The sequence below is a fragment of the Vibrio sp. 10N.222.54.A3 genome (genome assembly GCF_041474095.1).
In the GTDB taxonomy this organism is placed as follows: Bacteria; Pseudomonadota; Gammaproteobacteria; order Enterobacterales; family Vibrionaceae; genus Vibrio; species Vibrio crassostreae_C.
On sequence record NZ_JBFRTN010000025.1, the window covers coordinates 42,054 to 53,656 of the forward strand.

Below are 11,603 nucleotides of genomic sequence, written 5' to 3' on the forward strand. Positions count from 1 at the left end.
AAAGGGTTGATATGCATTCATATCAACCCTTTTTTTATATCTATATCTGACCAGACTAGGCTCTATACTCAAGCACTAAGCCGTCTTCTCCAGTTGAGTTCGAATCGTATCAGCCAATTGCTCGAAACGTCCCTTCAATGGAGAGCCCGGACGGTAAGCCACGACAATTCGACGTGAAGGTGTTGGATTCACCGCAGGTACGTAACACACACCATCTTTCTGCTTTTCCTTTGGCACCGATAACTGAGGTAGCAAGGTAATGCCCGCCCCTGCTGCCACCATGTTACGTAGCGTTTCTAAGCTTGTCGCTTTAAAGCGCTCGTCATCTTTTGCACCCGCAGCAAAACAGAACCCTAGGGCTTGGTCTCTTAAACAGTGACCGTCACCTAACGCCAATACTGTCTGTCCATTGAGTTGGAGCATATCAACGGTGTCCTGCTGAGCCCACTCATGGTCACATGGAACCGCGACACTTAATGGTTCGTCATACACATCAATCTCTTTGAACACCGCGGTTTCATCAACCGCAGCCAGTACCAAGCAGTCCAGCTTGCCATCTTCAAGTTGACTCACTAACTGGTGGGTCTGAGCTTCATGAAGGTAAAGCTCAAGATCTGGGAAGCTCTCTTTAAGATGAGGAACAATCTTAGGCAGAATGTAAGGACCAACGGTTGGAATAAAACCAATGTGCATTGGTCCGGTCATCGCTTCACCGTGTCCACTCGCCATATCCTTAAAAGTTTTCACTTCATTGAGAATACGCTTGGCTTGTTCAACAAGTTGTAACCCTGATTCTGTAAATATTACCTTCCTTGGACTACGCTCGGTTAACTGAAGTCCAATTTCATCTTCTAGTTTGCGTATTTGACCGCTTAGTGTCGGCTGACTGACAAAGCACGCTTCTGCCGCTTTTCGGAAGTGTTTATGCTCTGCGAGCGCCACCAAGTATTCAAAGTCACGAATGTTCATGATCAGTCTCTTACCTCAGGTTTTAATAAGAACAAGAGTTCTAATAGAAACATTTAAAAGAAAAATGCTCTTGATAGAATTTACCTATCAAAACCATAACATCAAACGATTAGAGCTATCAAAGGATTTATCTAATAATGGGCTCAACGAAACGAAACAGAGCGAAGAAAAACGTTAAGCTCTGATAGAACAAAATTAAAAATACTATTTAAGGAAATCAATATGTTTGCATCTAAAGAAGGTCAATCAATCCCTCAAGTAACATTCCCAACTCGCCAAGGTGATGCATGGGTTAACGTAACTACTGAAGAGCTATTCAAAGACAAGACAGTTATCGTATTCAGCCTACCAGGTGCGTTTACGCCAACATGTTCGTCAAGCCACCTACCTCGTTACAACGAGCTACACTCTGTATTCAAAGAAAACGGTGTTGATGACATTCTGTGTGTTTCAGTAAACGACACATTCGTAATGAACGCTTGGAAAGCAGACCAAGAAGCGGAAAACATCACATTCATCCCAGATGGTAACGGTGATTTCACAGACGGCATGGGTATGCTAGTTGAGAAAAACGACATCGGCTTCGGCAAACGTTCATGGCGTTACAGCATGCTGGTTAAAAACGGCGTGGTAGAAAAAATGTTCATCGAAGAAGACGTACCAGGCGACCCGTTCAAGGTTTCTGATGCAGATACTATGCTTAACTACCTTGCTCCTGAGCACAAAGAGCAAGAGTCAATCACAGTATTCACTAAGCCAGGCTGTCCTTTCTGTATGAAAGCAAAACAGAACCTAATCGACAAAGGTCTGAACTACGAAGAAGTGGTTCTAGGTAAAGATGCAACAACAGTAAGCCTACGTGCAATCTCTGGTCGCACTACCGTTCCTCAAGTATTCATCGGTGGCAAACACATCGGTGGTAGTGAAGAACTAGAAACTTTCCTAGGCTAATCGCTTCATCGCCGATATAGGCTTAGAAGTATCAGCTAACCCACCCTCTTGTGGGTTAGCTATTCCAAACACTCTTATCTGAGTTTTGGGAAAAAGAATATAGCTGGTGACTCGCCTGTCTTTTACTAACCTATAGTTAGCAATAAAAGCAGAGTCACAAGCTAAACCTAATAAAACAGAATCACAAAACTGACCCGTTATCCTGACTCTCAAAAAAATCACCAGAGTTGGAGGGGTTCGTTCAAACTAAATTCAGCCATTGCGAGAAAATTATTATGAAACAAGTCAATGTAGATGTAGCAGTTATCGGGGGCGGTACGGCAGGTTTAGGTTCTTACCGCGCTGCAAAAGCACACACTGACAGTGTCGTGATGATTGAAGGTGGCCCTTACGGTACAACCTGTGCTCGTGTTGGTTGTATGCCATCTAAACTGCTTATTGCAGCTGCGGAAAGCGTACACCAAATCGAGAAAGCTCCGGCTTTTGGCGTTCACCCACAAGGTGATATCGTGATTAACGGCCGTGAAGTGATGGACCGAGTGAAGTTTGAGCGTGACCGTTTTGTTGGTTTTGTTTTAGAAGGTGTTGATGAAATCCCAGAGCAAGACAAGATCTCTGGCTACGCAAAGTTCTTAGATGACAACACACTACAAATTGATGACCACACGGTTGTCACCGCTAAGCGTATTGTTATCGCGACCGGTTCTCGCCCTGCATACCCTGCCGTTTGGAATGAGCTTGGCGATCGCCTGATCATTAACGACGACGTGTTCAGCTGGGATGATTTACCAGAATCGGTTGCGGTATTTGGCCCTGGTGTTATTGGTCTTGAGCTTGGTCAGTCACTGCACCGCTTAGGTGTGAAGACCAAACTGTTCGGTTTGGGTGGTCAAGTTGGCCCAGTAACTGATCCAGAGATCATGGCTTATGCAGATAAAGCTTTCAATGAAGAGTTCTATCTCGATGCCGACGTGAAAATCGAAAGCATGAAGCGCATTACCACTGAATCGGGTGAGCCACGTGTCGAAATCCAGTTCATCAATAAACAAGGTGAATTAGAAACTAACGTCGTTGAATACGTACTAGCAGCAACAGGTCGTCGCCCTAACACTGACAAGCTTGGCTTAGAGAATACCTCTCTAGAGCTTGATGAACGTGGTGTGCCAATCGCAGACCACTACACGCTACAAACATCACTACCATCAATATTTATCGCTGGTGATGCGAGTAACCAACTGCCTCTACTGCATGAAGCAGCAGACCAAGCTCGTATTGCGGGTGACAATGCAGGTCGCTTCCCAGAGATTCGTGCAGGCCTACGCCGCTCTAAAATCTCGGCAGTATTCTCTGACCCGCAAATCGCGATGGTTGGTGAAACCTACAAAGAGATCACCACACGCTTAGGCACATGTGGCTGTTTCGCAACGGGTGAAGTGTCTTTCGAAAACCAAGGTCGTTCACGAGTGATGCTTCGCAACAAAGGTATTCTGCACGTATACGGCGAGCAAGGCACAGGCCGTTTCCTTGGTGCTGAAATGATGGGACCAAACGCGGAACACTTGGCTCACTTGTTAGCATGGGCACACCAGAACAAAATGACGGTTTCTGAGATGCTGGATATGCCTTTCTACCACCCAGTAATCGAAGAAGGTGTACGAACAGCGCTACGTGACCTGAATGCAAAACTGCACCTAGGTCCAGAGATGGTGAAATACTGTCTGGATTGTGGTCCGGGTTGTTAATCTCAGACTAGCGCCAGTCAATTAGCAGTTAACAAACGTTAGATACTAAAAAGGAAAGCCATTGGCTTTCCTTTTTGTTTTTGGCAACGAGTAAACTATAGATTCCCGATTACGCTCCTTCGTCGCTCTCGGGAATGACAGCAATTTTCATACACGTCTAGGCGAAGCTAACCAGAATAACGGTGCTTTTCAAAACGCGTCTAAACTGAAGCAAATCAAAGTGACGCATCAGCTAAACCAAAACTAAACTCGTCATTCCAGAACCGAGGGACGAGGTATCTGGAATCTCTTGAAGCCATTGCGTCACTAAAAGCTTTAAGCAATTACTTCTCAGCAGCAATCACAGAGATCTCAACAAGTAGCGCTTCGCGAGCCATGTCGCCTGTCACACATGCGCGAGCTGGAGCGTGACCTTCTGGAACCCATGCATCCCAAACTGCGTTCATTTCTTGGAAGTCTTTCATGTCTTTCAAGTAAATCGTTGCTGACAGCATGTGCTCTTTGTCGCTGCCTGCTTGCTCAAGTAGCGCTTCTACTTTATCTAACATGGTTTGAGTTTGTTCAGTGATGTCTTTAGTTGCATCAGCACAAACTTGGCCACATAGGTAGATAGTACCGTTGTGTTTAACAATACGGCTCATACGTTGCTTGGTTTCTTGGCGCTCAATCATCGACTTTCTCTCTCTGTGTCACCGTGATCCAATATCTTGTGACGTGTTATTATCAGGGCAACAAGCATAACGCGAATCAAACCCAAGATGACATGCATTCATTGCAATAAAAGTGAAAAAATCCGTAACAAGCTCGGTCGCTGCCAGCGTTGCATGAATCAGCTGATGGTGTTGTCGATTTTGAGTTGGGGAGTATGGTGGCTGTTTTTCAGAGAAGACCCAAAAACCATCAATGCCATCGCGTTGATGATGGCCGCTTTCGCGTTCAGTGGCTTGCTGTCGTTGCATTGGGTCATGAAGTTTGTGGTGCTACCGTTAAAGGGCAAAAAACGTTAGCTGGAAGTCTTTATTGGATAAAGAGTAGTGATTAGAGACAGGGCTAAACAATCCGATAATTCATCATAATTTTCGAGCTATTGTCACTTCCCGAACAGCAGATAGAAAAAAGCCCCAGAACCAATCGATTCTAGGGCTTTCTTAGAAAATTCTAAGAAAAAGCAGTGGTACTTTAATAGACCGGACTTTTCTTAGTTTGTTCCCCAAAAAGATCATATTTTTGATCTTTTTTTTAGGAGCTATAAAATCAATGCCTTATGCAACATTAACCTTAGCAATTATCTGCTCTACCAAGTTCACTTCCAATGCCACTTCATCACACGCATGTTGACGAGGACACTGGTCACAATCTTTCAGTACCTTCTCAGGCAGCAGAGATTTCGATGTTGGTAAGAAATCATGCTTCATAAAGAACTCTGGAGTACGAGTCAGCACAAACACCTTCTTGATGGCCATTTGTCGCGCTTTCTCAACCAAGTGCTGCACAATTGCGGTACCCTGCCCTTGACCTTGCCAGCCAGCTTCGACACCCAGTGAACGGATTTCCGCTAGGCCAGAGTCATACACATAGAGTGATGCACAACCTGTCACCTCACCATGATGCTCTGCGACCGCAAACGAGCCAATATCACGCACCAGTTCATTACGAGAACGAGGTAGGTTTTCACCCATGTTCGCCCAGTAAGCGACCATACCTTCCAACGCTTCAATATCGGTCAGACGAGCAGGACGAACCTTGACGATGGACGTATCACGCTGTGATAAACGTTTCTCAGCTTGGTCAACCGCGTAAGCCACTTGCTGTGGAGATACACCGCCTAGCGCGCTACGTTTTTCAAGACACGATTCAATGGTCAGGATGTCATACACATCTTCCTCAATCACCTCAGAGAACTCTTTCATCTCTGCGATGGTTAATTCTTCTAATGCACAGCCTTTAGCAATCGCCGCCACTACCGTCACACCAACAATATGGTGAGCTTCACGGAAAGGAATCCCTTTCGCTACTAGGTAATCAGCCAATTCAGTTGAGTTCGCGTAGCCTTGTTTCGCGGCTTCAAGTGTACGTTCGCCGTTCACTTTAATGCCGTCAAAACAGAGTGCTGCCATTTCCATACAATCATTCCAAGTATCTAAAGCGTCGAACAGACCTTCTTTATCTTCTTGCATGTCTTTGTTGTACGCCAAAGGCAGAGCTTTTACTGTCATCATCATTGCCGCTAATGAACCGTAAACACGGCCAGTTTTGCCACGGATAAGCTCTAGCGCATCTGGGTTTTTCTTTTGTGGCATCAGAGATGAACCTGACGTCACGGTATCCGCTAACTCGATGAAGTTTGATTCACCTGAGTTGTAGAAAATCATATCTTCTGCAAGACGCGAAAGGTGAAGCATAGAGATAGAAGCAATCGACATTAGCTCCATCACATGGTCGCGGTCAGAAACTGAATCTAGAGAGTTGCGCGTTGCACGACGGAAACCTAAGTTGTGAGCTAACTCTTCACGGTCCATCGGGTAAGCTGTTCCAGCAAGGGCACCAGAACCCAGCGGACATGTGTCTAGACGCTTAATCGCATCATTCAAACGTGAATAATCACGCTCAAGCATTTCAACGTAAGCCAAGCACCAGTGAGCAAAAGTTACCGGCTGAGCACGTTGTAAGTGAGTGTAGCCAGGAAGCACGGTTTCTTGATGCTGAGAAGCAACGTTCACCATTTGGCTTTGTAGGCGATCCAATGCCAGTAGCAGTTGGTTACCTTGCTGACGACACCATAGTTTCAGGTCTGTCGCCACTTGGTCGTTACGAGAACGGCCAGTGTGAAGTTTTTTGCCCAAGTCACCGACTTTGCCGATAAGTTGCTGCTCAACCCAGCTGTGAATATCTTCTGCATCAGAACGTAGAATCTGTTCAGGATCTTCCATCACCTCAAGTTTTAGCTCATTCAGCGCTAACTCAAGCTTCTGTTGCTCTTCTTCTGTTAATACGTTGACCGACAGTAGAGCTTTAGACCAGGCAATTGAGCCCACAATGTCTTGCTCAGCCAATCGGTAATCAAAACGAAGAGAATCGTTAAAATCTTTGAACCGGGTGTCTGCTGCTTGGGTAAATCTACCGCCCCATAATGCCATTGTGTATCTCCTAATTGCACAGTGCTCACTGTTTTTGCAAATGATAATTCTGATTAAGATTCAGTATTTTTCTGATGGTTTAAACTTACGGCAATTCAAAATGAAAATAAAGTATTAATTCATTATTTTCACATATTTATTCACCAACAGTTCAATCCATTGATTATTTTTAGCGTGGAGCGCGAATTATATGCCATCCGATAGGAAAAACCGAAGCTGATTTATTAGGCAAATAGAAAGTAAAAAGCCCACTCACTAATCAATAGTGAATGGGCTTTGCATAATAATGTCTGTTTACTAACCTTCAATCTTTCATCAAAGGCTAGCTCACTAACTCATTGTTAGGATTACTTTTGGCTATTCAAAGCACGGATACGGCTTGATAGCGAGTAAAGGCGGATGAAGCCTTCAGCATGGCTTTGGTCGTAAACTTCATCTTCACCAAAGGTTGCAAACTCTTCTGAGTACAGGCTGTTGTCAGAACGCTTCTGAGTCACCGTTGCATGGCCTTTGTAAAGCTTGATAACCACTTCACCATTCACGTCTTGTGCTAGCTCTTCTGTCGCGGCAAGGATTGACTTACATAGTGGAGTGAACCAACGACCATCGTATACAAGGTGAGAAGCCTTAACACCGAGCTCTTCACGGAATTCGAATGCCGCTTTATCAAGAACCAGTTGCTCTACTGCACGCAGTGCTTCCATCATGATTGTGCCACCCGGAGTTTCGTAACAACCACGAGACTTCATGCCAACAAGACGGTTCTCTACGATATCGATACGACCAACACCGTGCTTAGCACCTTTCTCGTTTAGGTAAACCAGTGCGTTGTATGGCGTCATTGTTTCGCCATCAACCGCAACCACTTCGCCTTTTTCAACTTTAAGCGTCACTGTTTCAGATTCGTTTGGCGCTTGCTCAGGGTCTACAGTCCAAGCCCAGCAATCTTCGTTAGGTGCATTCCATGTGTTTTCTAGAACGCCACCTTCTGTCGAGATGTGCCATGCGTTTGCATCACGCGAGTAGATCTTAGTCAGAGAAGCAGTACAAGGGATGTTACGCTCAGCTAGGTAATCCAGGCATTCTTCACGGCTCACTAGATCCCATTCACGCCATGGTGCGATTACGTGTAGATCTGGTGCTAGTGCAGCAAATGCACCTTCAAAACGAACTTGGTCATTACCTTTACCCGTACAACCGTGACACAGTGCATCTGCACCTACTTTACGCGCAACTTCAACCTGTGCTTTAGCAATGATTGGACGAGCCATTGACGTACCTAGAAGGTATTTGCCTTCGTAGTAAGCACCGGTTTTTAGCGTTGGGAAGATGTAGTCAGCAACCATCTCTTCTTTAAGGTCAGCGATGTAACACTCAGAAGCACCCGAAGCTTTTGCTTTCTCTTCAATGCCTTCTAGTTCTTCAGCGCCTTGACCAACATCCGCGACAAACGCCACAACTTCACAATCATAGTTCTCTTTCAACCATGGAATGATTACTGATGTGTCAAGACCGCCAGAGTAGGCTACTACAACTTTCTTTACGTTAACTTTGCTCATTTTCTTTCTCCTAGTTTCCATACTGCACATGGCGGTCAGCGTTGGAAATGACTTCATAATTATATGTTTATTTAATTTGTCTAAATTCTTTAAGTAGCGACTCGCTGTGAGACCTACTGAGGTAAAAACTGTGTTCCTATGCTTTTACCTGAAAACAGTTGTGTTAGCTTTTCTGGGTATCGCCACGTCGCGACTTCGATTGGTCGTCCAAGGTCGTTGGCTGCTTCTAGTGCGGCTTGAACCTTAACGATCATGCCGTCAGTAATCACTTTACCTTCGATAAGGTCATCAGCTTGCTGTTGGTTAAGGCTTGGAATTAAGTGACCTTTGCCATCTAGTACGCCGCTTACATCAGAAAGCAGTACCAGTTCAGCATCAAGTGCACCAGCTACAGCAACCGCAGCTTGGTCTGCATTGACGTTCATCAGCTGACCTTGTTCAGTCAAACCAATTGAGCTAATGATTGGCAGAGCGCCCGCATTAAGAATCGCTTGCAGAACGGTTGAGTCGCCCGGCTCCGCTTTTCCTACCGCGCCCAGTTCAGGGTTCAGTTCGCTCACTTTGCATAAACCACCATCTGCAAGGCTCAAACCAACGGCATTGATACCGTCTTTAATCGCCTGACCTTGAAGTAGTTTGTTGGCCGTGCCCGCTAATGCACCAGCGATCACTGGGATCTGGTCATAAGGAGTAACACGTAGCCCTTCTTTCTTAACGGTTTCGAGATTCAACTTATTCATCAAGTCATCAACAAGGTAACCGCCGCCGTGAACAATCACGATTGGTCGTTGTGCTTGTTGTTGGTAAGCAGAGATCGCACCAAATAACTTGCTAAGTGTTTCACCACAAGATAGCGCAGCGCCACCTAACTTTATGATTAATGGTTGATTATTAAGGCTCATATCTAGATTTCCTTACACTAACGCAGTTAATGGCGCAAAACCATAACGTAAATTTAAACACTGCATCGCTTGGCTAGATGCACCCTTTAATAAGTTATCAATCGCTGAAACAACGATGATGTGTTGACCTTGAACCTTCCAACCTAAGTCGCAGAAAGGTGTCTGTTCTACATCTTGAATTCTTGGCAGTGTCTCTTCGAGTAGTCTCACTGCTGGTTTACCTTGGTAAGCTTGTTCAAAGGCATCTTGTATCTGTTGTTCTGTCACGCCTTCAGCCAGTTTCATGGTGATGGTCGCTAAAATACCGCGCTTAAAGTTGCCGAGGTGTGGAGTGAAAATCACATCACATCCTAAATGTGCAGCCATTTCAGGTTGATGACGGTGATTGAAGACGCCATAAGCTTGCAGGCTTACTTCGCAGAAGCTGTTAACCATCGTCGCCTTGCGGCCTGCACCAGTCACACCGCTAGTCGCGTTAATCACTGGCCATTGGTTTTCATCCAGTAACTTGGCCTCAACCAAAGGTTTAATCGCCAGTTGTGATGCCGTTGGGTAACAACCCGCGACAGCGACAAGCTGAGCTTCTTTAATTTCTTGTTCGTTCCATTCCGCTAAACCGTAAGCCGCTTTGTCTAGCCATTGTTCGTGTTGATGTTCAAAACCGTAAAACTCTTGATAGAAGTTTTCGCCTTTAACTCTGAATGCACCCGATAGGTCGAAGACTTGGCAATCGTTCTCTAGAAAGATTGGCGCTAGGTCGTGACTGACCTCGTGTGCTGTTGCTAAGAAAATCACATCAGACTGTTTAGCCACTTCTTCCGGATTTGTTAAAGGTTGTACTGGCATATCAATCAAGCCAGCTAACTTACCGTGCAGTGCCGCAATAGGTTTACCTGCGTCTACACTATTGGCTGAGACATATAAACCTGATAGCGTGAGCTCAGGGTGTCTGTTTATCATTAGAGCCAGTTCTGCTCCTGTGTAGCCGCTTGCGCCAATGATCGTGGTTTTCAACATCTCAACACATCCATTTCTGAGGTAAGTTACATTTCAAATTTGACTATTCATACTTAATTTTTAGCTTTATTTGATTTCTTATGCATTAAATATGATTTAATATGTGTTTTACCGACTTATGGTTTTCCTGTCAATAGTAGAAGTGAAGTTATTATGCAATTACCGAGTTTTCTTGAGGTCTACAAAGGCCTAATTTCCACAGACTCTATTAGCTCGACCGATCCAAGCTGGGATCATGGCAACGAGAAAGTGATCGAAAAAATGGCTCAATGGTTTAAAGACGTAGGCTTTAGCGTTGAAGTCGTGGAAGTCGAACCCGGCAAGCATAATATGGTCGCTAAGATGGGATCGGGCGAAGGTGGCTTGCTACTCGCAGGACACAGCGACACAGTGCCATTCGATGAAGGACGTTGGAACTTCGACCCTCACGCACTAACAGAACACAACAATCGCTTCTATGGATTAGGCACAGCCGATATGAAAGGCTTTTTCGCTTTCGTTTATGAAGCGGCAAAGAAGATGGATTGGAGCAAACAGACCAAGCCGCTATATGTATTGGCAACCTGTGACGAAGAGACCACCATGCTGGGTGCGCGTCATTTCACTGAAAATGCACCGTTTAAACCGGATTACTGCATTATTGGTGAGCCAACCAGCCTTGTGCCGATTCGTGGCCATAAAGGCCATGTTGCTAACGCTGTGCGAGTAACGGGTAAATCAGGTCACTCTTCTGATCCTGCATTAGGTGTCAACGCCATCGAGATCATGCATGAAGTGTTGTTCGCTTTAATGCAACTGCGTGACAAGCTAGTCAAAGAGTATCACCACCCGGGTTTCGCAATTCCAAGCCCCACTCTAAACCTTGGCCATATTCACGGTGGCGACAGCGCGAACCGTATCTGTGGTTGCTGTGAGCTGCACTACGATGTACGTCCTTTACCGGGTATCAGCTTAGATGGTTTGGATAACATGCTGCGCAGCGCACTCAAAGAAGTAGAAGCAAAATGGCCGGGCAGAATTGAGATTACGCCACTGCACGAACCTATCCCGGGTTACGAGTGCCAACATGACCATCCATTTATCGGTGGCATGGAATCAGTTTGCGAAACTGAATCACAAACCGTGAACTACTGTACAGAAGCACCTTTCCTTCAAGAACTTTGCCCAACCTTAGTGCTGGGTCCAGGCTCAATCGACCAAGCTCACCAACCAGATGAGTTCCTAAGCTTCGATTTTATCGATCCAACGATTGATGTTCTGAGTAAGTCGATCCGCAAATATTGTTTCTAGTTATTACTTTTCTTCCAATATTTTCGTATAAAAGCT

Annotated in this window: 11 protein-coding genes; 5 read left to right on the forward strand and 6 right to left on the reverse strand. The window is 45.3% G+C overall.

The features are described from left to right. Positions 1-75: 75 nt before the first annotated feature. A complete protein-coding gene (oxyR, locus tag AB4507_RS07770) occupies positions 76-969 on the reverse strand; it encodes a DNA-binding transcriptional regulator OxyR (RefSeq protein WP_136974333.1) in 894 nt (297 codons plus the stop codon). On the opposite strand from oxyR, the gene AB4507_RS07775 reads away from it, so the two are divergent. The 3 genes from AB4507_RS07775 to AB4507_RS07785 all read left to right on the forward strand — a co-directional run bounded on the left by AB4507_RS07775 (position 968) and on the right by AB4507_RS07785 (position 3,662). After that, on the forward strand, positions 968-1,147 hold the full coding sequence (locus AB4507_RS07775) for a hypothetical protein (protein WP_017096544.1): 180 nt from the start codon (positions 968-970) through the stop codon (positions 1,145-1,147). The genes oxyR and AB4507_RS07775 overlap by 2 nt on opposite strands. 44 nt (positions 1,148-1,191) lie before the next feature. Continuing rightward, positions 1,192-1,920, forward strand: coding sequence for a glutathione peroxidase (locus AB4507_RS07780; RefSeq protein ID WP_017061133.1), 729 nt, complete (start codon positions 1,192-1,194; stop codon positions 1,918-1,920). A gap of 275 nt (positions 1,921-2,195) precedes the next feature. Next, positions 2,196-3,662: a dihydrolipoyl dehydrogenase gene (locus AB4507_RS07785; RefSeq protein ID WP_372182489.1), complete on the forward strand. Its 1,467-nt coding sequence runs from the start codon at positions 2,196-2,198 to the stop codon at positions 3,660-3,662. Between the two features lie 323 nt (positions 3,663-3,985). Here the strand turns inward: AB4507_RS07785 and AB4507_RS07790 are convergent, their stop codons facing one another. Continuing rightward, entirely contained in the window at positions 3,986-4,333 is a 348-nt protein-coding gene (locus tag AB4507_RS07790) for a RidA family protein (protein WP_004729674.1), read from the reverse strand. Between the two features lie 87 nt (positions 4,334-4,420). Here AB4507_RS07790 and AB4507_RS07795 point away from each other — a divergent pair, with 87 nt between their 5' ends. Continuing rightward, complete coding sequence (locus AB4507_RS07795; protein ID WP_029235423.1) at positions 4,421-4,669, forward strand: DUF3624 domain-containing protein; 249 nt, start codon at positions 4,421-4,423, stop codon at positions 4,667-4,669. Between the two features lie 255 nt (positions 4,670-4,924). Here the strand turns inward: AB4507_RS07795 and argH are convergent, their stop codons facing one another. The 4 genes from argH to argC form a co-directional block, all read right to left on the reverse strand. Continuing rightward, on the reverse strand, positions 4,925-6,799 hold the full coding sequence (gene argH / locus AB4507_RS07800) for an argininosuccinate lyase (RefSeq protein ID WP_017061136.1): 1,875 nt from the start codon (positions 6,797-6,799) through the stop codon (positions 4,925-4,927). 347 nt (positions 6,800-7,146) lie between these two features. Continuing rightward, positions 7,147-8,358 (reverse strand): argininosuccinate synthase, encoded by a 1,212-nt coding sequence (locus AB4507_RS07805; RefSeq protein WP_372182491.1) that lies wholly within the window; start codon positions 8,356-8,358, stop codon positions 7,147-7,149. A gap of 113 nt (positions 8,359-8,471) precedes the next feature. Continuing rightward, positions 8,472-9,260, reverse strand: coding sequence for an acetylglutamate kinase (gene argB, locus AB4507_RS07810; protein WP_008219686.1), 789 nt, complete (start codon positions 9,258-9,260; stop codon positions 8,472-8,474). A gap of 12 nt (positions 9,261-9,272) precedes the next feature. Then, complete coding sequence (argC, locus tag AB4507_RS07815; RefSeq protein ID WP_017063685.1) at positions 9,273-10,277, reverse strand: N-acetyl-gamma-glutamyl-phosphate reductase; 1,005 nt, start codon at positions 10,275-10,277, stop codon at positions 9,273-9,275. A 153-nt stretch (positions 10,278-10,430) separates the two neighbouring features. On the opposite strand from argC, the gene argE reads away from it, so the two are divergent. Beyond that, on the forward strand, positions 10,431-11,567 hold the full coding sequence (argE, locus tag AB4507_RS07820; protein ID WP_009848891.1) for an acetylornithine deacetylase: 1,137 nt from the start codon (positions 10,431-10,433) through the stop codon (positions 11,565-11,567). The last annotated feature ends 36 nt before the right edge of the window (positions 11,568-11,603 follow it).